This window comes from Cohnella herbarum (genome assembly GCF_012849095.1).
Taxonomy (GTDB): Bacteria; Bacillota; Bacilli; order Paenibacillales; family Paenibacillaceae; genus Cohnella; species Cohnella herbarum.
The window spans coordinates 4,336,017-4,358,296 of the sequence record NZ_CP051680.1; the positions used below are offsets into that span (position 1 = coordinate 4,336,017).

Annotated in this window: 13 protein-coding genes; 5 read left to right on the forward strand and 8 right to left on the reverse strand. The window is 48.5% G+C overall.

The window, feature by feature from the left end:
- The first annotated feature begins 47 nt into the window (after positions 1 to 47).
- Together HH215_RS18465 and HH215_RS18470 are read left to right on the forward strand one after the other, a co-directional pair.
- Positions 48 to 4,469, forward strand: a complete 4,422-nt coding sequence (locus HH215_RS18465; protein WP_310735486.1) for a helix-turn-helix transcriptional regulator — start codon at positions 48 to 50, stop codon at positions 4,467 to 4,469.
- Positions 4,470 to 4,609: 140 nt separating this feature from the next.
- Entirely contained in the window at positions 4,610 to 5,014 is a 405-nt protein-coding gene (locus tag HH215_RS18470; protein ID WP_169281246.1) for a VOC family protein, read from the forward strand.
- A gap of 76 nt (positions 5,015 to 5,090) precedes the next feature.
- Here the strand turns inward: HH215_RS18470 and HH215_RS18475 are convergent, their stop codons facing one another.
- From HH215_RS18475 to HH215_RS18505, 7 genes are all read right to left on the reverse strand, one after another.
- The gene (locus tag HH215_RS18475) at positions 5,091 to 5,930 is read right to left on the reverse strand and encodes a sugar phosphate isomerase/epimerase family protein (RefSeq protein ID WP_169281247.1); all 840 of its coding nucleotides are present in this window, start codon (positions 5,928 to 5,930) and stop codon (positions 5,091 to 5,093) included.
- Positions 5,931 to 5,967: 37 nt separating this feature from the next.
- Positions 5,968 to 6,780 carry a carbohydrate ABC transporter permease gene (locus HH215_RS18480; protein ID WP_174887630.1) on the reverse strand — a complete coding sequence of 271 codons (813 nt, stop codon included), beginning with the start codon at positions 6,778 to 6,780 and terminating at the stop codon, positions 5,968 to 5,970.
- Positions 6,781 to 6,799: 19 nt separating this feature from the next.
- Complete coding sequence (locus HH215_RS18485) at positions 6,800 to 7,693, reverse strand: carbohydrate ABC transporter permease (RefSeq protein WP_169281248.1); 894 nt, start codon at positions 7,691 to 7,693, stop codon at positions 6,800 to 6,802.
- A 107-nt stretch (positions 7,694 to 7,800) separates the two neighbouring features.
- Positions 7,801 to 9,165 (reverse strand): ABC transporter substrate-binding protein, encoded by a 1,365-nt coding sequence (locus HH215_RS18490; RefSeq protein ID WP_169281249.1) that lies wholly within the window; start codon positions 9,163 to 9,165, stop codon positions 7,801 to 7,803.
- A gap of 126 nt (positions 9,166 to 9,291) precedes the next feature.
- A complete protein-coding gene (locus HH215_RS18495; protein ID WP_169284466.1) occupies positions 9,292 to 10,089 on the reverse strand; it encodes an HAD-IIA family hydrolase in 798 nt (265 codons plus the stop codon).
- Positions 10,090 to 10,140: 51 nt separating this feature from the next.
- Positions 10,141 to 15,588 (reverse strand): glycerophosphodiester phosphodiesterase family protein, encoded by a 5,448-nt coding sequence (locus HH215_RS18500; RefSeq protein ID WP_169281250.1) that lies wholly within the window; start codon positions 15,586 to 15,588, stop codon positions 10,141 to 10,143.
- A gap of 265 nt (positions 15,589 to 15,853) precedes the next feature.
- Complete coding sequence (locus HH215_RS18505) at positions 15,854 to 16,426, reverse strand: glycerol-3-phosphate responsive antiterminator (protein ID WP_169281251.1); 573 nt, start codon at positions 16,424 to 16,426, stop codon at positions 15,854 to 15,856.
- A gap of 190 nt (positions 16,427 to 16,616) precedes the next feature.
- Between HH215_RS18505 and HH215_RS18510 the strand changes: the two genes are divergently transcribed.
- Complete coding sequence (locus tag HH215_RS18510) at positions 16,617 to 19,229, forward strand: M28 family peptidase (protein ID WP_169281252.1); 2,613 nt, start codon at positions 16,617 to 16,619, stop codon at positions 19,227 to 19,229.
- A gap of 106 nt (positions 19,230 to 19,335) precedes the next feature.
- Here the strand turns inward: HH215_RS18510 and HH215_RS18515 are convergent, their stop codons facing one another.
- Positions 19,336 to 20,052 (reverse strand): hypothetical protein, encoded by a 717-nt coding sequence (locus tag HH215_RS18515; protein WP_169281253.1) that lies wholly within the window; start codon positions 20,050 to 20,052, stop codon positions 19,336 to 19,338.
- Positions 20,053 to 20,798: 746 nt separating this feature from the next.
- On the opposite strand from HH215_RS18515, the gene HH215_RS18520 reads away from it, so the two are divergent.
- Entirely contained in the window at positions 20,799 to 21,392 is a 594-nt protein-coding gene (locus HH215_RS18520) for a zinc metalloprotease (protein ID WP_169281254.1), read from the forward strand.
- A 24-nt stretch (positions 21,393 to 21,416) separates the two neighbouring features.
- Positions 21,417 to 22,013: a hypothetical protein gene (locus HH215_RS18525; protein ID WP_169281255.1), complete on the forward strand. Its 597-nt coding sequence runs from the start codon at positions 21,417 to 21,419 to the stop codon at positions 22,011 to 22,013.
- Positions 22,014 to 22,280: the final 267 nt, after the last annotated feature.

Below are 22,280 nucleotides of genomic sequence, written 5' to 3' on the forward strand. Positions count from 1 at the left end.
TACAATAGAAAATAAATGGCATTAATTGAAGTTAGAGGTGTTCGGAAATGAAAGTGACCCATCATTTCGAGGTTGCCGAAATGACGCTTAGAGAATACATGGTTGGACAAGCGGTTGAGCCAGAAGCGTTCCTCGCACTTGCCAGGGCCATCTCGGCCAGCGTCGGAGAACTCCATCGGCAACAAATCATTCACCTTGATCTGCGACCGGAGCGGATACGAGTTGTTGCACAAGGAACAGACGCCTATTTGAGAGATTCCGGCTATGCGGTGCATCGCACCGTCGATGGCTATCTACGTCCGTCTAACTACGGCATCTTCGAAGCGGGCTTACCCTATTGCTCTCCAGAGAATACGGGCAGGATGCTTCGAACCGTAGACGAGCGCAGCGATCTGTATTCATTAGGCGTTATTTTCTACGAAATGTTGGCCGGCCGTCTGCCTTATGCGGCAGATAATCCTCTGGAATGGGTATATATGCATCTCGCGCAATCCCCCCCTCCATTGACGAACGAAAGCCCTCCTTTGCCTGACGGCCTAGAATCCATCATCCTGAAGCTACTGGATAAAAATCCGGATAATCGCTACCAGAATACCGGCTTTCTAATTGCGGATCTGGATAAAATAGGACGCTCCCATGATCATTTCTTCATGGAACCAGGGTTTCGCGGCAGAGAGCATGAAATTTCAATGCTGACTCAGGCCTTTTATTCCGCATGCTTCGGATCAACGGAGATGGTTTACGTTTCGGGAGATGCCGGTATCGGCAAAACGAGCATGATAGAGGAGATCTTTCGAAAACAACAGCATTCTAGGAATTTTTTCTATATCACCGGTAAGTTCGAGCAAATCTCGAATGAAAGCCCGTATCATCCCATCATTCAAGCCTTTCGGGGATTAATGCGTCATTTGCTAGGGGAGCGAAAGGATCAGTCCGAGCAATGGACACTTAAACTGCGAGAAGCGTTGGGCTCGAACTCCGACCTCATTACGGGGATTATTCCGGAAGTCGGGCTTATATTGGGCAGCTCGCCGGCCGCGGAGGAGCTGCCGGCTAATGAATCGAAGAAACGGTTCATTTACGTGTTTCGCAAATTCGTACAAGCGCTGGCCTCCAAGGAAAATCCCATAGTCCTGTTTATCGATGACTTGCAATGGGCGAATGATTCGTCCCTTCAGTTAATCGATGCGTTGCTATGCGATCCGGAATGTCAATATTTAATGTTCGTCTGCGCTTACCGCCATACGGAAACGGACCAAAGCAAGCTCCCCGGTTACGCGGACGGGACCGTCACGGATCAGGCCCTCGTCCGTCATATTCATCTGTCTCCGCTGAGCTTGGAGCAAATGAATCTCATGGTAAGGGAGTCGCTTAATAGCGATGCCGAAGCGACGTTATTCTTGACGGAATTGCTCTATCCTAGATCCGGCGGCAATCCTTTTCATCTTAAACAAATCCTGCTCCGCCTGCAGGACGATAACATTTTGCTGTACAACCCCGAGAAGCGTTGCTGGCAATGGCAACTGGGACGGATTATCGAGCAGGAACCAAGCTATGCCATCCATGATTTAATGGAGCACAGACTTCATCGCCTGTCGCATGATGCGCAGTCGCTCCTCAAAGTAGCTGCCTGCGTCGGAAGTACTTTTCCCCCTCGTCTCATAGCCCGTGTAGTGAATCAAAGAATAGAGGATAGGAGCCAAGAATGGTCCGCGATCGAAGCCGATGGTATGATATTGCCGCTCGAGGGCGATATCTATCGTTTTGCTCACGATAGTATACAGAAATGGATATACGGTCAGATAGACGATGCATCGAAACAGGATATCCATATCCGAATAGGCAGATGCATGCAACAGTCGGACGGCGGAATGGGAGAAAACTCGTATGAAATCGTCAATCATTTTAATAAGGGATCGCAAAGCATAACGGATTCACTGGAGTTGTTACAACTCGTCAAGTTGAATCTGGACGCGGGAAACCGCGCTAAAGCCTCATCTGCTTACGATGTTGCTTTAGGGTATTTCGAGAACGGAGTAGAACTGCTAACGGCGGAGGATTGGACCAACGACTTCGAGCTTTGCTTCGAGCTTCATGCCCAGAAGGCGGAATGCGAATATTTGTGCGGCAATCCTGCGGCATCCGACCGCGAAGTCGATTTCTTGCTAGGCCGCTCTCGCAATCCTGTCGAACGGAGCAGGGCGCGAATGATCAGAATTATGCAATACATCAATCAAGGTAAATATTTGGAAGGAACGGATCTCGGCCTTGAAAGCTTGAGCGAACATCAGATTATCATTTCGCCGAACCCGGGAAACTTAACGCTATGGATCGAAGTCAAGCGAATCGAGTTGTTACTGCGTAATCGATACGACAGGCTCACCCAGTTAGAGGAGATGTCGGATAAAGAGCGGATTTCCGCGATGGATATGATTTTCGCGATTACCCCCTCCACCTTCTTCACCAATAAGAAGGTCTTCTTACTACTGATGTGCAGAGCTATTCAACTGTCGCTTAAACATGGAAACACCCCCGCTTCCGCGGCTGTCTATTCCGCATTCGGCATGCTTCTGGGGACTGCATTCGGAAAATTCGATAAAGGTTATGCCATCGGCAAGATCGGCGTAGAGCTTTCCGAGCGTTATAACAGTCCCTCGATTAAAAGCAGATCCTATACGATATTCGGCGCGGTTCTCTGCCAATTTGCCGGCAATCCCCGCGATGTAGACGCTTATCTGGCAAAGGCGCTTCGTTGCGGTATGGATTCGGGAGACTACGTGTTCGCCAGTTATGCCATTGGAGCGCATGTCAATTCCTTGTACGCAAGAGCGCCGTTAAGCGAGTTAGCCAAGACGGTCGCGGACTACATGGTCGTCCTTGATACTACGAAAGATGAATTCGTGAGACAGAACTTTTACTTGTATCAGCAGGTGATTCTCGCTCTTCAAGGCAGAACTGCCGCTCCGGATTGTTTCAGCAGTTCCGACTTCGACGAGGAGGAGTTCTTAACCCGTATTCGCAAGGAAGAGACCTCGGCCACCACTTTATTTCAATATTGCACGTACAAAACCCAGCTTTGCTATATGCTCGGCAACTATGAGGAAGCTACCCGATGGGCCGGACAAGCGAAATCATATGAAGCCTATGCCACTCATTTGCCTCATTTGCCGGAATGCCTCTTCTACGAATTGCTCGCAGCATTGGCCGTTCATACAAGCACCGGGAAAAGCTCGCCTGTGAGAAAATGCTTGCTTCGAGGTTTACGACGCTTCAGCAAATGGACCGAATGGAGCCCCGCAAATTATCAGTCCAAACAGTACCTCCTTCAAGCCGAAATTGCGCGAGCCTCGGGCGAATTCCTTATGGCTGAAGAGATGTATGACCGAGCTATGCGCGAAGCAAGGGAGCAAGGCGATATTCATGTCATAAGCCTTGCCGGAGAGTTGGCCACCCTCTATTACTTGGGCCGCGGCAGAACGAAAACCGCTTTACATTACTTGCAATCTTCTATTAAGGGATACAAAAAGTGGGGAGTTCATATAAAGACCGCGCAACTTGAGGGGAAATGGCTACAGTTGCAACGTCTAGAGGAAGCCGTCCAAATCTCTGATAACGTACCGTCACCCGTAAGCCGAAATGCTGCTGAACTAACGTTCGAAGCGTCGGGCTATCAGAACGAGCCCCCTTCCGTAGATAGCTTGGATCTCGCCGCGATACTTAAAACGACTCAAGCGATTACTAATCAAATGGACATGGACACCGTGCTTACGGAGATCATGAACACCATAATGAAGCATGCAGGCGCAAGCAAAGGCGCTTTACTTACGGGAACCAGCAACGATACTCTTTATATTCAGGTCTATACGGATTCAAAGACGCAAGCCGCTACCCCATTCCCTGTAGAGTTGAATGACAGTTCTCTGTTGCCGGAAGGGATCATTCGATATGTGTTTCGGACGCATGAAGACGTCCATTATTCCGAAGGAGAAGAGAGTTGGCTCATTCATAACCCTTACATCGCGAAGCAACGGCCTCAATCGGCGGTGTGCGTCCCCGTAACCGTACACGGCATGATGCTGGGTGTTCTTTATCTGGAGAACAAGCTAGCCAGCGGCGTTTTCGCACAGGATCGCATGGCCGTTCTTCACGCTATGGCATCGCAAGGAATCATGATGTGCGTACTGCAAAGCTCGCCCGAACCTTCTTATGCCGAGCCGGTTTCGGAGAATGAAACGTACGGATCTCTTAGCGAAATTGAGGAACCGCTGACAGATCGCGAGCTGGAGGTACTCGCGTTATTAGCCGCAGGATTATCCAATAAAGAAATTGCCGAACGTCTAGTTATTGCCATAGGCACGGTGAAGGTTCATGTTAAAAATATATTTGCAAAACTAAAGGTCAATCGGCGCTTCAAAGCAATCGAACAGGCCAAGGAACTGAATTTGCTAGGACAAGGCTCTTCCGCTTGATGGATGCACGAAGCTGCAAAATGCGGGAACACGTGCCAAAATAATTTTTTTGAAATCTGTCGATTTGGTCCATTCTCGTTCGTTGTCTTCATAGAGGCTGAGAAAACAGTCCAAACCAATGGATGAGAGGAAGTTATAAAATGGCCAAACATACCACTTATATCATGTCGGAGAACGCACGAGCTCAAGCAGAGTTCTACGTTCAAGCACTCGGAGGAGAGATCCTGTCCATAATGACCCACGGGCAGCTTCCCGGCGCAAAGGAAGAGCTTAAGGACAAAGTCGTTAACTTGGCGTTGATAGCCGGGGGAGTTCACTTCTTAATGTCCGATTCCGTATTCGAACCGGTCGTTCGGGGGAACGCCATTAATCTATCTCTCGAGTTCGAAACGGAATCCGAAGCGCGCGAAGCTTTCGATAAGCTGGCTATAGGCGGCAAAGTAAAATGCCCGTTGGAACCGGCATTCTGGGGCGCTTTGTTCGGACAGATCGAAGACAAATACGGAGTAATGTGGATGATCACCACTGCGGGGCCGACTGCCTAACAATAAGGAGTAAAAGCCCGCCCGATATGATTATCGGTCGGGCTTTTACTATCTAGTCGTTGTTCCGCCCCGGATGTCAATTCCCGAATCCCGCTCTGCGAAGCTCCAGCCACTCGAACGATGCGAATACGTCGGGAACCGCCCGCAACTCCAATACCCAAGAGCCCGAGTATTGGAACTGGCGAACCAGAGTCAACACCCCTTCCAGGGGCACCGTCCCCGCTCCGAGCCGTAGATGATCATCCTTCTCTCCCCTATTATCGCTGAGATGAAGACTGATCACATAGGGCAGCAGATTTTGAAGGGACATTAGGCATTGACCCTTGCCGGTTAGATGCGCATGACCGACATCAAAAACGATGCGGACGCGCGGAGAATCCGCTTTTTGCACGACCTGTTTGATGAATGAGGCATCTACTCCCAACAGCCCCGGATACGGAGGCACATTTTCTAAAGCGATAATGACCTCATATCCCTCCGTAGCTTCCAAAACCCTCTGCAAGAAGGATACGACGCGGTTCGCTGCTTCATTATGAGTATCATTCTCGTTCGGATCGTCTAACTTCCCCTCCCGTTCGCCGGGATGGACGACTACATGAGCGCAACCGAGTTGTTCGGCAATTTGCAGGGTCCGCTGCAGTAAGGATGCAGAGGCACGAATGGTTTCCGTGTCAGTGGAAGCCGGATTACAGCCCGTAATGGGGGCATGGAGAGACCAGCTAATGCCGTTATCTTGTCCAATCCGTTTAAGCCAGGCCAATTGCTCCTCGGACCAATCCAGCAATTCTCCATGACGGCCCTCGCACATAATCTCAACGGCCTTCCAGCCCTCGTCAACCAATTCGACCACGGTTTCTCGTAGGGGATTTTCGATCCAAGCGTAGGTAGAAACGAAATAATCGCGGCTCGCAGACATTGTCATCCTCCTAACTTTTCTCTATGATAAGCCCGAATCACTTAATTCCCGAATGAATGAAGCTGTTCATGAACTGTCGTTGAAATAGCAGGAACCCGATCAGCAGCGGAGCGATGACGAGCAGCGTCGCCGCGCTGACCTCCGTCCACTGCGCTCCTATTTCGAAAGACTGGGCAAAAATCGCTAGTCCAACCGTAAGCGGGCGGTTTTCTACGGAATTGGTCACAATAAGCGGCCACAAGAAATTGTTCCAATGATAACTAACCGATACGAGACCGAATGCGACATAAGTCGGACGGGACAGCGGAAAATAAATCTTCCACAATATCGTCCACTTCGAATAGCCCTCGATTTCGGCCGCCTCGTCCAGCTCCGGCGGAATCGTCTTAAACATCTGCCGCAGAAGGAAAATCCCGAAGGCTGATGCGAAATAAGGAAGCATGATTCCCAGCTTCGTATCTAATAGAAATAATTCCTTGAGCACGTTATAGTTCGGGAAAATCAGCACATCGGCAGGAATCATGATTTGTACAAGAAACAGCATGAAAACTACGTTTTTCGCCATAAACTCTAATCGGGCAAAAGCGAAAGCCGCCATCGTAGCCGTCAGCATCTGGACGGCGAATACGCACACGACGATGATAATAGTATTGATGTAATACTGCGCGAACGGCGCCGCCGACCAAACTCTGGCAAAGTTATCAAGCGTGAATTCAAGCGAGAACGCCGGCGACAACGCAATTTCCCTCGGGCGGAAAGCGGTAACCGTCATCCATAGAAGAGGAACTAGCCACAATGCGGCACAAGCATATAGAAGCCATCGGCTTATTTTCAATTTTTTGAGCAGCATAAGATCGCCTTTCTCTTCCTTAGCGGTAGTGAATTTTTTTATCGAGCCCAAAAAAGTTAAGCGCCGCGAACAGCAGCAGAACTCCGATCATAACAACCGTTAAGGTCGAGGCCATTCCCTGATCCCAGAAGCTGAAGGCCGATTCGTAAATGTAATAAAGCAGCAGATTGCTAGCGTTATTCGGTCCGCCCTTGGTCATGATCATGATGTGATCAACCAGCTTAAAAGAGTTCGTCAACGCTACAATGGAAACGAACAGCGTCGTAGGCATTAGCAGCGGAAAGGTGATTTTGCGGAATACCGTCCAACGTCCCACGCCATCCACCTGCGCCGATTCATATAAATCGGGAGGAATATTTTGCAGCCCCGCCAAGAAGAAGATCATAAAATAGCCGGCTTCTTTCCAAACGACCATAATAACCATCGCCCACATTACGTATTGCGGCGATCCGAGCCAATTGATATCGCCTTGACCGATGCTCTTCATTAATCGGCTGAGCAGTCCGTATTGAGGCGTATAGATGAAGAGCCATACGTTGGCGACGGCAATCATCGGGATCATCGTCGGGTAGAAAAAGGAAATACGGACCAAGCTCGTTCCCCGCAACGCTTTATTGCAATAGATCGCCATCAGTATTGCCAGTACGATGGATGTCGGAACCGTTCCTATGGCGAACCACAGGTTATTGGACATAACCTTCCAAAATACCTCGTCGCCTATTAAATTCGCGTAATTATCGAACCCTAGGAAGACCGGCACCGCTGTGGCCAAATCCGCTTGGAACAAGCTAAGCTTGACGGTTTGGGCAATCGGATAAAAAGTAAAGAGGAATAAAAAAAGCAGAGAAGGCAGAAGCAGCAGCCAGGCAAAAGCGTTCGCTTTCCAATGAAACCTTAACTTTCTGTTGTCCAATCGGGTACCTCCTATCAAACGTGTTGAAAAAGGAAAGGGAGCATGGCACCGCAACGGAACTCCGTAAAGGTGCCGCCCGGCGTCATGCCCCCGCTTCTGCGAATCTGTTACTTGTTAAACGGAGCCAGCGCTTTATCCGCCTCTTCCTGAGCTTTCTTCAATGCTTCCTCCGGCGTCATGCTGCCGGTCAGAACGGCTTGGATAGGATCGCTCAAAGCTTTAATCACCTTGCCGTTATTATGGGTAGACAGTTCGGCCGCAGCGTATTCAAGCTGATCGCGGGCAACTAGAGCCGCAGGGAAATCAGCCGTGTACTTCTTCATCCGCTCGGATTCGTAAGCTGATTTCTTGACGGCCACGTAGCCGGTATCCATGCTCCACTGCGCCGCGCGCTCCGTCTCCGTCATGAACTGAATGAATTTCCAAGCCGCATCCTGCTTCTTCTTGTCGATGTCTTTGAAAATATACATATTGCCTCCGCCGGTCGGGCTTCCGTAGCTTTTGTTCTTAGGCAGGAAGCTTACGCCGAAATTGAACTTGGCGTTATTCTTAACGTTAGACAGGTTACCCGTCGTGTGGTACATCATAGCCGTCTTGCCTTCCAGGAAGTCGGAAGGTACGGTTCCCCACTCGGTTACTCCTTCTGGGATGACTTTATCCTTCTTCGCTAGATCGCTCCAGTATTGCAAGCCTTCGATATTTTCCGGCGTATTAAACATAACCTTCTTGCCGTCCTCGCTCATCAAGTTGTTGCCATTTTGCAGAGCGAACGTTTGCAGCATCCAGTAGGCGTAGCCCGATACGGGAATTTCCAAGCCCCACGTACCATCCTTAGTCAGTTTCTTGGCATAATCCTTCATCTCGTCCCATGTTTGCGGCGCTTTCTCCGGATCTAGACCGGCTGCTTGAAACAGATCCTTGTTGTAATAAAGGACGATGGTGCTGCGTTGGAACGGGATACTGTAGGTTTTGCCGCCGGTTTGGGAATTGGATAGGAATGCCGGGTAGAAGTCCGACAAATACGTATCTCCGCCTTCCGTAGCAATGTAATCATCCAGTGGGATAATCGCATCCATATCAAGCAAGCTGAATAGCTCCGTCGATTGCAGCACGGCCACGTCGGGTGGATTTTTGCTTTGCACCCCCGCCTGTGTTTTGACCGCGGTATCCGCATAACTGCCCGTGTATACCGGCTTGATCGTAATATTAGGATTTTGCTTCGTAAATTCTTGAGCCATGCCTTCCACCGTGGCGGTTAGCGGACCTCCTACGGCAATTGGATAATAGAAGGTAAGTTCGACCTTTTCCTCATTATTCGCTTCATTGACTGGCGCTGAGGAGGAAGGGGATACCGTTGCCGCCGATGACTGTTCCTCGGGGGCGGTATTGTTGTTAGAGCAAGCCGTTATAGATAACATAAGACATAAAGAAACAAAAATCGTTTTATTGGACATTTTCGAGATCAGGCGCATAGTATTCTCTCCTTCAAAATGATAATGGGTGTTTGAACCGTGCTCCATCCGCTTGACTCTTTCACTCTAGCGAATGAACATAAACTAGAAACGATCGTTGTATCATACGGACGTAAAATCTACCAACTATTGATTCTCACCGCCTTCGATTACGGAAAGCAGCTCTTCCATAGAGGTCCACACATAATCCGGCTGAACCTGGGATTGCCGGATATCGCCCTCGGAGGTCACTCCCGTCAACACAAGCGCGGTACCCAGGCCGTTAACGGAACCAAACAAAATGTCCGTTTCCAGCCTGTCGCCGATCATCAGGCAGCGCTCGCCGGGCAGCCCTCCGGACTCCAGCGCTTGGACTCCGAAGTGCTTCGACGGCTTCCCGATTACCGCCATCGGCTGCGTGCCGCTGGCGGCTTCAATTGCCTTCACCATCGCCCATGTGTCGGGAATGAGGTCGCCGTCGACCGGGCAGCAGGGATCCGGATTGGCTGCAATCATAACCGCCCCATTGCGTACGGCTTTCATTGCCTGATGCAGCTTGCCGTAATCGAAATGCATATCCATTCCGACAAGCACATGCGTAGCTTCAAGCGGATCTTCCGTGTGCCTGATCCCTTGTTCGTCCAATTCGCGAATCATCGCCGGTTCTCCAACAACGAATACGCGAGTTTCCGGCTTCTCTTCGCGCAAATACACAGCCGCGGCATAAGCCGCCGTCACCACCTCTTCCAAATGACATTCCAGCCCAAGTCTCTGTAACCTTAATTGACATTCTCCGCGAGTCCGGGTGGTCGTATTGCTCAAGAACAAAATCTTCTTTCCCCGATCCCGCAAGGCAACGAGCGTCTCGGAGACGCCGGGAAGCAAAGCGTCTCCAAGCAAAATCGTCCCATCCAAATCAAAAAAGTAACCATCGAAATCCAACACAACCGACAATATACGAGCAGCTCCTTCCAGCACCGACAAGCAGTAACGGAGTTAGTTAATAAAATTCGCCTTACTCAACAAACGTTTCAATACGACTGCCGATTGCGCGCGGGTTGCGTAACTCTCGGAACCCAACGTATTCGCTGTCGTCCCTTTCAATAGGCCAACGTTAAGCGCTGCGGCCATTTCCGAGTTCCCCCAACCGACAGCCTGTACATCCTTAAATCGGCTAAGCATTTCCGCTTGTTTGTCTGCCGATATTGTCGTGTCTACACCCGCGTAAGCGAGAGCGCGGATTGCCATCGTAGCAAGTTCTTGACGTGTAATCTCTTGATCCGGACGGAAGGTTCCATCTTTATACCCGCTGACCAGGCCTGCGGATACGGCAGTCGCCACATCTTCCGCGTACCAGGCGGCGGAGTTAACATCATGGAACTTTGTCGTCGCTTTCGCAGGATCCAAGCTTAATGCCCGGACTAGCAGCGCTGCGAATTCCGCGCGGTTAATATTACGATCGCCGTCGAACCGATTAGCGCTCACGCCATTCACGACCAGCTTGTTAGCCAATAGCTCTACCTCGGCCTTTGCCCAGTGGTTGGCCATATCCGCAAAGCTGATATTGTTCTCTATTACCGTATATAGGCTATTTCCATTCCGTTTCAACGTAGCCGTTGTTTTACCGTCTTTGGTATAGAACAACGTTGGAACGAATTTCATCCGGTTCGTTCCAGGGAAGATTTGCACGCCTGTCGCTTTACTCGGATCCACGACCTTGTTCAGTACGATATCGCGTGAAACATAGGTGGAACCGAACGAAACGGCGACGGACTTCCCTTCTTGATTCACCGCTTCTACTTCAAATTTCACGGTCCCTGCGACCGGCGTTCCTCCTGCGGCAGTCACTGAATTTTCCACTGCCGCAGCATCGCTGCCGCTGAGCTTTTGAAGCGTCACCCTGATGGACAAGGCATCTACGCTTACGTTAAGCTGCTTGGCCAATGCTTCGATATTCAGAACGGATAATGGCAGAGAATAAGTCGCATGCTCGCCCAAGATAACCAAATCTTGATCCTTCTTACGACTTGCATCCAGAAGACCGGCCGCCGCTAGCTCCAGATTGTCTCCGGTGAATTTCACTTGTACTCGGGAGTGAGCATCGAATGCCTTCTTCAATGCGGCAGCGTCCACTTTGCCTTCTACCGCAACAATCACATCCGCGGGATTAGCCGGAATCGGAACGTCAGTACCTCCCGTGCCGCCAGTCCCCGTACCGTTTCCACCGCCGCCATTGCCTCCGCCTTCGCTCGGCTCTTCCGGTTTCTGGCCTTTGATCTCAATAGCTACCGGTTGCGTATAGATGTCGTACAGATTCGTATTACTTTCATCCATGGATGCCGTGTATCTGAACAGAGCATGTGCCGTCCCCGATTTCTTGGCCGTCATTTTACTTCCGTTCACCTCGACCAGATCTTGGCCATCCAACCATACGATATCAGGCGTTACGTTAGTCTTATCGCCCTTAAAGCTCTCAATTTCCGCTACAATCGGAACGGTCTCGTTCTTCTCTAGTACGTAGCGGTCTTTCTCCGGTTTAATCGCAGCCGCCCAATCCGATGCCCAGAAAGAATAATCGGTCGTTATACCGAATGCCCCAAGCTTGAACAACCTCATGAAATCGGCTTTATTGTTGAACGTCCACGGAGATACGAGAATGCCCCGATGCTTCGCGGCCTCCATGAAGTTCTTGCCCAATCCGGAATAATCCGTATTGAATGTCGCATTCAACGGCTGGAGCACCTTCAGCGTCTCGCGCAGCGATCTACCGACATTCGATTCGTTCGCTATATAGCCGGTTAATAATCCGGAAGGCATTTCCGGCATCAGCAGCGCGAGCCGTTTCAATTGATTCGCGTCGAAGGACATCGCGTTGACGACATCTTCCGCACCCATCTCCTTGATGATTCTCACGAAGGCATCGACAGCCGCGGGCGTACTCGTCTTGATCTCCGCCATAACCATCTTCCCGCTCTGCCGAGCCAGCTCAATCTGCTCGTCCAAAGTCGGCATAGGCTCGAACGGGAATCCGTTCGGATAAGGCTTATTCGCATTCAACGTTTTTAATTGCGCCAGCGTGTAGCTTTCTACGTTGCCGCTGCCGTTCGTTGTCGTCGATAGTTCATAGTTATGAGTAATAATCAAATGTCCATCGAGAGTGAGGAACATATCGTTCTCAATGAAGTCCGCCCCGGCTTCGAGACCCAGCCTATTGCTTACGAGCGTATTTTCAGGAGAAACGGAAGGCATTCCTCTGTGAGCGATAATGTATGGCTTGCGGATAAGCGTCGTTTCGTGGTCGTATACCTTGTATGCCTCGAACGCTTTCGTTGGCGAATCGGTAACGATGCCGTTCAAGCCCGCCGTAATCAATTGATGAAGAGATAAGCTTTTAGTCGCTTGGCTTGCGGCTTCTTGGGCCCATACGATGATGGCGCGTTGCTGCAAATAGGCCACATTTTCCATAGACGAAGCTTTTTGAGGCAAAATCGCGATTTTAGACAAGCTAACCGTCGTTTTTCTGCGAACTTCCAACAGGTCGTCTTTAGTCGCGATGTCCATCGCGCTGAAATCAACGATTCCGCGGATCATGGGATAGAGGGTTCGCGCTCTTTTGACTAAATCTCCATTGTCCGAGATGACGAAAGCATCCTCGATCCCCTTGGCCTTCAGAGCATCCATCAAGCCGTTGACGGTCAGTTCGTCTTTCACGTAGAAGGCCGGGATCATCCTGGCTCCGAGTGCGTCGATCATCGAATCCAGATCTCCGATCTGGGTCTTGCCGGACGGATCCGTCACTTTCAAGTCACCGTTAACATGTACGATGACCGTGGCGGGAAGCGTAGTTCCTGTCAGCGCGCTTAGATCGTTCATGCTCTTAATCTCTGTCACCACGGATGGCGCGATCGAAATTTTGGTTTCCGGCTCCGTCACGTTGACGAAAAGGTCGGATGGCAGAGGAGTCAGCGCGGTTTGTTGCAGCGATACCCGAACGTTATCTACCTTCATTTTGCTGCCGTTAGCCTGGAAGCCTATGCCTCCTTTGGCATACGCGGTTGCCATATCGTTATTGTTAATCAACTTGTCATTGATCTGTTGCTCGACTCTGTTGCCGAATGTCCTTACGACATAGCGATACATTTTGGCAGGATCGAGTGCCTCCGTGTAAGTTCCCCTATCCATAACATTCCAAGCGTTAGCCGGAGTTCTTTCGGCGAATTCAATGCCGTTGGATGCCGTTGCGTCCTTTCTTACCGCCATTTGATAATAGGGAAAATCGTTATTTTGGATTCGGTACATGACGGAGTTCCATCTTGCCGCATCGTTCGCCGCCAGATGAGTCACGTCCGCTTCGATTTTGTAATCGCCGAACATCGCCAAATATTCAGGGAGCAGTACCCTGGAAGGATTGTTGGGCGAAGCGCTCGCATCGATCTCCAATGCTCCGTCCTTCACTCCTGCCTTTCCTACAGCGGCGCCTTCCTTACGAATCCATCCCTCTGGAAGCGAACCGTCCGCAATGGCGTCAAAATTTTCTTCATATAATACGTATTCGGAATCGGCAGCATCCTTAGCGGCTATAAGCATCGTGGCCGATGCGCCGTCCATTTGCACGGTCAGCAGATGGGCCCCCTTCTGCTTCACTTTGATAACCCCGTCCTCTATGACGACCGCAGAATTATTGGATGACCAATTTAACTCGTCGCCCTTAAGCGTTCCAGAAGTAAAATCACTGAATTCCGCCTTGAAAGTAAGAGCGTCTAACGGGATCTCCGTTCCGGTTACCGCTAGCTTGTAGCCTTCATCCGGTACTAAAGAGAGGGTTTGCACGCCGGTAGTAGAGGGGGTTACAACGATCTGCTGTGCGGCTTCGGCATTGATATATACCGCTTTTACCGTTGCGGTTCCCTCTTTAACCGGAACGATTTTGTTATTGATAATTTTAATGACGCTCTCGTCGGACGAATAAAGCTTAATCTGTTTATCTGTGAGAAGATCTGCGATTCCATCGGATTGATAGACGCTGCCCGTTACGCTCACCGGCGTAGTTAAGGCTTCCAAAGTAGAAGGAAGAGTCACGTCCAGACGTTCCGCGGTAATTCTCGTCACCTTCAGGTTATCGAACGCAACTTTGCTCTGATCGGCCTGAAAGCCGACCTTTCCCTTTTCCAACAACACATCGGGACCTAGATTTTGATCCACCACCATCGTATAATCGGGATCGCCCTTCGCCTTGATATATTCCTTAACATTGCTGCCGGAAACTCTGACTTTCCATGAATAATCTTCATTAAGAATCAACGGAGTCCACGTTCCCGTTACGGGCGTAGGCGTAGCCCATTGATTATCTTGCTTCCTCAGGGCCACCTCATAACTGCCGTTCTGCCTAACAGCCATCTGATTATAAGGGTTCTTGCCGTTGGAAGCGCCTCTGAACATGATAGCTGCCCACCGGGCTCCGTTCAGTACCTCCTCGAATCTCACGTCCGCCTCGATCACGTAGTTATCCCATTGGACGGGCGCCGTGATTCGGGCCTGTTTGCCGGAAGCATTTCCGTCGAACTTCAATGCCCTATTCCCGTATGTATCCTGAACGACGGAAATCGGAGTACTGCCGGCATTCACGTCCGATATCCATCCGAACGGGAGCTCGCCATCCGCATATCCTTCAAAATTTTCTTCTAGCAGCACCGGGTTAATAGCTCCCGTAACCGGATTGCCGTCTACCAGGTTGATTTGTCCGAAGCCGCTCGTATTATTCCAGAAAGATAAGGTATTGAATGCGCTCCAATAGCTATTTCTTATCTTTGAAGGATCCGTATCATAACGATCCGAAGCTCCGATTTCAATGCCCAATTGCTTCGTTACCAACGGATCCATACTCAACATATCCCACGGCACGGCCAGTTCCAGAGACCAACCGTTATTCGTAGTTTGGATGGCTCTAAGAATCTTTTTCTCGTCTTTGCCGCTATGATTGTTGAGCGCCGCTCCAAAATGAAATTCCGGAGTCGTCGTTCCCGGCTGATAAACGAATCCCAACTGCATGTCGTCCTTCGCAAACGGAGTAGACCGATGCATCGTTGGATCCAAAAACACGTTGATATTATCCTGTTCGAACCAATAACCCGAACCGTTCGAAGTTAGATTATCGTCATCCAGCTTGACGCCAATGTAGAGATATTGGTTATCCCAGAGCAAACCGAAGCTCGAGTCTTTGAAAATGCCGTCCCCTTGCCTCGAATCCAACTGCTGATCAAGATTCCATATCGATTCATCTAGATTTCCGTCGATTACGGGCGCTACCAGCGTTTTGTTTACATCGAGCGATTTCCTTACCGCATCTGCAGCATTAGTCTTAGGCAAAAATGAATTAAACTGAATGATTCCACTTACTAGAGTAAAAATGAGGATAACGGAAAAGAACCTAGAATGTCTTATCACGAGTCTCCAATCCTTCCATTCTACGGATTTAGCTTCATCCGAATAGAGTTCAAGACAAGCCAAAAAACCCTTTATCCACCAAACGGAAGCGGCACGGAAAAATAAGCGCCATCCATTTGTTGCATAAAGGGTTATCTCCTCGACTCATACCCTTATTATTCGATTGTCGGCTACAAGTTCTACTTTATCAGCCTTTTGTTATCGCAGTATCAAATGCAAATGAAAGATATGTAAACGTCGATTCGCACGTTAATAGAATCTAGCTCTATGATCGGGGCGCCCACAGGTGCTTGCTGCCCATCGAAACCGCGCTCGCTCCCGCTTGCAAGGCTATTTCGATTTCGGCATGATCCTGAATTAATCCGCCTGCGATAATAGGTTGGGGAAGCGTATCGCGCAGCTTCGTAATAACCCTTGGAATAAGGCCGGGCATAATCTCGACGGCATCAGGGCAGCTCTGCTCGATGTTCTGGATGCCTTGATCCAATGCCGAGTTATCGATAAGGAACATTCTTTGAATGGCGATGAGCCCGCTCTTCTTGGCCTGCTTCACAAAGTGGCTTTTCGTGGAAATAATGCCTGTCGGTTTTATCCGCTCCGCTATAAATTTGATTACGATGGGATCGCTGCCCAACCCGTTAATAAAATCCACATGCAGGAAGACCTTTTTCCGCGCGCGAAGCACTTGGCTAACATACTCCTCCACCGTGAACAAATCGCCGATCAGCAAAAAGACTACCGGCCATTCGCTATTGCAAGCCGTTTGCAAATCCGCAGTCTTACGTACTGCCGGAATGATTCTCTTAGGCCCCCAGTAATCGTGCAAATTTCGGTTCATCTCCAGCCCTACTCTCATCATGGTCTGATTCGTAACTCTCACTCCAACTTAAACGATGAATGTTTGGGGAATGTGTTTAAAGTTTGGAGTTATTCGAACCATCCTCAAGTGAATAGTTTCAATGAACATTATGATATAGTATTAAAGTGCTAAAAGAGATATTTTCCCAATGAACTCGGAGGAAGACGGAATGATAGGATTACTCAGAAAAAGAACGATTTGCATCGCGGCGCTTGTCTCTATCCTTTTTTCGATTCTCCCTATTGGAGTTAGCCGGGCTGAAGAGTCGAAGCCTTATGATGCTTACTCCCTCATTGCCGAACTGGCTAAGCAAAATTATGCCGGGCGGCAAACCGGGACACGCGGCTACGCGGATGCGGTAACGTACGTAGAGAACCAGATGCAAGCTGTCGGCATGATTCCTCTGTTGGGGGAGAAGACGTACCGGCAACGCTTTGAAGCAGGCGTGACGAAGATGACGAAAGAGCAAGTGACGGTAAACGGAAAGAGGCTCCGGTTTATGACGGATTACATGCCTTTTTCGCAAACGCCTACAGGAAATTACAAATCGGAAAAGCTCATCTATGCCGGGACCGGAACGGAAAAAGAATATGGCGCTAACGTTTCTTTGAAGAACAAATTCATTGTATTCCATTGGAATGATATTAACGGCAAGTTTCCCGAGGGGATACTCGATAGAGTTCAGCGCGCAGCGAAAAAAGGCGCGGCCGGCGTATTCATCGTCGCGAATGGCGAATTAAAAGTCGGCAATGCCGAGCATCCGCTTAATACGAAGACGGTTGGAGTGCCCGTGCTGTACCTGTCATCGGCGGCGGCAACCGATCTTGGCGTAACGCAAGTAGCTACCGCCAAGGCGTTGCCTGATGCAAAGATCGATATCCAGATGACGATTGATCGGTCGAAGCAACCGGCGGAAAACCTGATCGGCGTCATCCCGGGCGAGAAGGAAGAGAAAGCAATCCTCTATATCGCGAATCTGGACGGTTTCGGCAGCTTGCCCGATAACCGCTGGTACGAGAGCGCGAAGGCTGGCGCGGCCGGAGTAGCGACAATGCTTCATTTGGCGAGCCATTATCGGGACCATAAGCCCGAGTATACGCTCTTATTCGCATTCGTCGGAGGCAAGTTTACGGAACAAGAAGGCGCGAAAGCACTGGCCGAAAAACTGAATTTCGAGCATATCGAGACTACGGTCGAGCTATACGCCATGGGCGGTAGCGGCCTTGCCAACGAAATGATGTACAGTTATACGGACCCTTCGTATTCGGCGACGGCGTCCCGAGTCCTGCCGCAAACGGCTTGGCTAAATACGGACCTTGGCAATGCTCTAACTTCGCAATTATGGACGAAGACGAAAAAACTCGTACTCATCCGGGACCGGAACACATGGATCGACGATTCCATGTCGGATAAAGCGTTGAACGTAAACCGGACGGCGTTCGATGCGGGCGTGACATCGCTCGTCGGGCTTACCGATCGCTTAATCGCCGACGGAGTTGCGCAAGCGGAAAAGTCGTTTGCATACGGCACCTCTCCGGTCGATACGAATTTCCCAGGAACGACGGCGAAGGGGAAAAAGTTTGAGACGAAGCATTTCACCGTATATGCGGACGACATGTATGCAAAGCAGGTTACAACGGCGGTTCAGCAGGAAATGGACAGCATCTACGAACGGATCGCGAAAGCGAACTATTATCCGGTTCCGGGGCAGAAGGTCATTGCGTTCTACATGAAAGACGCGAGCATGGCTGCCAAGATCATGGGCCGCAGAGATCTCATCGAACGTCCTGAACAAGCCGGCGGCGGATTCGCTAACGTAAAGGACGGGCAGACGTATTTATTCGGCGCATTCGGTCCGAGCTACGGCAACACGGCTCACGAGTTGAACCATGCGATGGCTTCCGCCAATCCATACGTGGGAACCGATTCGTTTGAACAGCAGGAGTGGCAAGGGCAATCGAACCTCGTCGTGAAGGAGCAAGATACGAGGTCCGTTTTATCCGATCTGTTCAATCACGAAGTACCCTTAGCGATGGAGTTAGTTCGTAACTACCGAACTTCCTTCGATTGGGAATGGTATACCCGGAATAAGAAAAATCCGAATGGCCACTTGTACACCTACAAGCTCATCGGATCTATGTATGCATATATTGACGACTTGTTCGGGGAAAATGCCTCGAGGCGCGCGGTTTACCGGATCTTCGAGGATCCGAAGCAAACCCCTGAGCACGTCGTCCTTGAAACAGGTCTTAAGAAAGAAGAATTTCTGGAAGGTTGGAGCAGTTGGGTGAGTAGCGGTGGCGCTAGTGCGACGGACAAGGCAAAGGCTGCCGCCGCTAAATACACGGACGTTTTGACGTGGTACGATTACCGTTTGCTTTACACGTTGCCTGCTTCCACGTCTTCACCAACCTCGGAAGAGAAAGCTCCGTCTTCTCAAGGTGACATGGTGAAGAAAGGAAACGTTCCGTTTACTCCGGCATTCCCGAACGACGATTTCCAAGTGACTGCATTCAATGTGACGATGACGTCGAAAGGCGCGGAATTCGTGCTGGATTACAAGAGCAAGATAACAAGTTTCGCATCGCTCTTCGACCCGCCCAACGGTGCGAAGTTAATGAAAGTGCAACCCTCCGCAATCAAGCCGGGACAAGGAAAAATAAAATTTGTTCTTAACTCCAAGGAATGGGCGACCGCGCTTAGCGTTCCCACTCTGACGATGCGACTCGGAAACGAAGAACGGTTCCTCTTTATTGATACCAAGTATCTTAAGGAGTTGTGAATGAAATTCAACAGGCTACCGAGAAAACGGTAGCCTGTTTTCGTAGAGCTATAGTTCCTCGTTAGCTCAATCCTATTTCCTAATTCTCGTTCACTCGGCAGACCCGCTATAATCCCGCTGCTGCTTTAATTTGTTGTCTCTGAGACATGATTAATAATTTCAACTTTTCCGTTCCGAAGGCTCCTGCCGAAAAACCATTCGCTTTGGGATAGTAGACCATTCGAAATGACGTGCCGTCTTGAAGGTGCACGCGCAGGAAGATTCCTGCCTCATGCTTGATTGTCTCGTAGACCGCATCGAAGCCGACATAGGGCAGAGGTAGAAGCTCACTTATGAAATCCGATGACGCATCTTGGCTGAAGTTGCCGATTAATCTGCCATCTTGGCCGCTTTCCAGGCTTACTATCTCCACCTTGCCTTCAATGTCCATGAGATCTCCTACCGTTGCTGCATTCGGATTATCATTTACCTCGTAAACCTTGTTATTCGCTACGACGCGAAACTCCGATTTATAACCCTTCAATGCATAAACAACTGTACCAATCGGAAGGAATGCCGCGTCCCCGTTCTTAGACACGTGACCTGTACAAGCATGATCATTAAGCATGTAAGAGATTTTCCCTACCGTGTCCCCTAATTGCTCCGCCGTTACCGCCATGGTTCCATCGTTGTTCTGATAATACGTAATGTTATTGATTATCAGGAAATCGGCCCACTCATTGTCAGAATTACATGATCCTTTGCCCAACGTACTGCAGCTGGCCGCAACAATCATAAGTATGAGTACTAACGAAATCTGTCCCAAATTTTTAAACACTCTCATCGTCAATCACCTCAACCATTTAGACAGGTTTGCTGATGTTAATGTTTCGGCTTTCGATTAAAAAATACCTGCCCGTTACTCATTAAACGAAAAAGAAGCTACCACATGTCAGCCCCATTAACATCAAAACGAAACCTCGCGGTAGCAGTTCAAGTATCGTTCCTCATCGTATTAAAGATGTTGATGGTTGACTCGGCCGACCCGAAGGCCGAGTGACCCGTTTCATGAATATTTTGTTAATGATGTATCTTCTATGTCCTAATTTCTCTTACTTTATTGGGTAAAAAAGTTCCACTTCTAATTCTTTAAGTCCATTATGAAAATAGTATTTTTTATTCTTTGGATCACAACATGGTTTCTGCAAATCCATCTAAAGATTTGAGTTCCAGGATTGGCTACGATTATCACCTCGTTTACCAATCCAAACGAGGGCATGCCGATTCCTTTAGCACGCCTCACCCATTAAAAGCCCCATGGAACCGTAGATTCGCTCGGGCTTTAATGGGTGCGGGGATTTCGTGATCAACGACGCTTGAAAAACACCATCATAAATCAACAATTTATGACAATTTATAGGTATTTAATTACATTATAAATGAACCTATTGTAGGTTTTTTGCATAAAAAATTTCATATACACTATTACTTGGAAGATATAATAGGAAATAAACCTATACAATAATATTTAAGGAGGGAAGATTTAAGGAGTAAGGTTTTACAAATTTATTTGGAGAGGAAGATTTCAAAATGAAGAAGAGGACAGCTTTAATTTTTTCTCTTGTTGCACTTTCCGTGGTTTTTTCTTCAATTGCATTCGCTGATGTACACGTGTACAAACGTAACACTGGTTATTATAGTGCTTATTATGATAGTTCTATTGCATCTTATGGATATACTTCAAAATTTGACTGGGCGCGGTCAAAATGGACGGCGGTATCTCCAAATCTTTATATTGGCTCTACCACTACCAATGATTCAACAACCGATGAGTATTATGTAGGTACTACCGCAGAAGAGGGACTTTTTGGTCGTACTTCTTTCTATTATCGCTCTATTTTCGGGAATTTCCCCCGAAATCCAGATTCTGATAATTGGGATTATAGTGTAGTTTCTTTATATGACAACACTTTTATTGCTAGAAACCTTAAAACTGATACTGCTATTAAGAACACTGCAACTCACGAAGTAGGGCATTCAGTAGGTTTAGAACACACAACAAGTGCAACCAATAAAGCCTCTTCTGTAATGACAGCAGGGAATGACTCGTTAAAAGATCGTACAATAACCACACCTTCGAGTTATGACTTAAACAACATTACGACTAAGTGGGGTAGTTGGTAAATAATTTTAGGAGGGAAAAATCGTATGGTACTGAACAAAAAATCAATGATTTCTCTTATTCTAGCCTTAGTTATAGCGGCGTCTTCTTATTATTATTTCGCGGTTTATAATTCCTTCCGCGTCGTATCTATGTCTGCAGACTATGTAGGTTATTCAAGTGCAGATGAGTTGTATTCTGGTGCTGAACTAGTTGTTATTGGAAGGCCAACTGAAGACTTTGAAGATAGAGAAATGCACATTGTACAATATTCTACTGGTGCGATCCAAGATTATTACACACTTACTGATATTGACATTGAAAGGATTGTGAAAGGACCGACAGAAATTAAAGATTTGCAAGTCATTGAACCGTTAGCTATTATTCAGGACATACAAGGAAAGACAAAATTAACTACTGAAGATTATACTGAAATGAAAAAGAACAAGGAATATCTGATATTCTTAAGGAAAAATACGTTTGGGCAATATTGCGTAATCAATATGCAATCTGGGAAATTCAACCTAGATCAAACAGATCCAAGTGATTTTTATTCTGATTCAAAGACAGAATCAGAATCCATCAAGGAACATAAGAATCAAAAAGAGCGTATATTCAATGAGATTAAAGCAAAATATTTGTAGTAAAATTCAATAATATACACTTTAAGGTAATACTAAAAAGATCTGCTCTTGAGAGATCCTCTCCGTGATGACGCACGGGCAGCTTCCAGGAGCAAAGGAAGAGCTTAAGGATAAAGTCGTTAACTTGACTCTGATGGCCGGGGGAATTAGCTTCTTAATGTAATGAGGATGATCACCACCGCCTGACCGACTGCCTAATAATTGGAGCACGGTAAAATGAAAACAAACTTTTCAGCCCTTCCGTCTCCAAGTAGGAGGTCGGAAGGG

Bases quoted from the DNA above. Each gene is read 5' to 3' on its own strand.
- HH215_RS18505 (WP_169281251.1), bottom strand. From the start codon at position 16,426: ATGAACCGAAATTTGCACGATTACTGGGGGCCTAAGAGAATCATTCCG.
- HH215_RS18515 (WP_169281253.1), bottom strand. From the start codon at position 20,052: ATGAGAGTGTTTAAAAATTTGGGACAGATTTCGTTAGTACTCATACTT.
- HH215_RS18475 (WP_169281247.1), bottom strand. From the start codon at position 5,930: ATGTCTGCGAGCCGCGATTATTTCGTTTCTACCTACGCTTGGATCGAA.
- HH215_RS18465 (WP_310735486.1), top strand. From the start codon at position 48: ATGAAAGTGACCCATCATTTCGAGGTTGCCGAAATGACGCTTAGAGAA.
- HH215_RS18470 (WP_169281246.1), top strand. From the start codon at position 4,610: ATGGCCAAACATACCACTTATATCATGTCGGAGAACGCACGAGCTCAA.
- HH215_RS18480 (WP_174887630.1), bottom strand. From the start codon at position 6,780: ATGCTGCTCAAAAAATTGAAAATAAGCCGATGGCTTCTATATGCTTGT.
- HH215_RS18490 (WP_169281249.1), bottom strand. From the start codon at position 9,165: ATGCGCCTGATCTCGAAAATGTCCAATAAAACGATTTTTGTTTCTTTA.
- HH215_RS18525 (WP_169281255.1), top strand. From the start codon at position 21,417: ATGGTACTGAACAAAAAATCAATGATTTCTCTTATTCTAGCCTTAGTT.
- HH215_RS18520 (WP_169281254.1), top strand. From the start codon at position 20,799: ATGAAGAAGAGGACAGCTTTAATTTTTTCTCTTGTTGCACTTTCCGTG.
- HH215_RS18510 (WP_169281252.1), top strand. From the start codon at position 16,617: ATGATAGGATTACTCAGAAAAAGAACGATTTGCATCGCGGCGCTTGTC.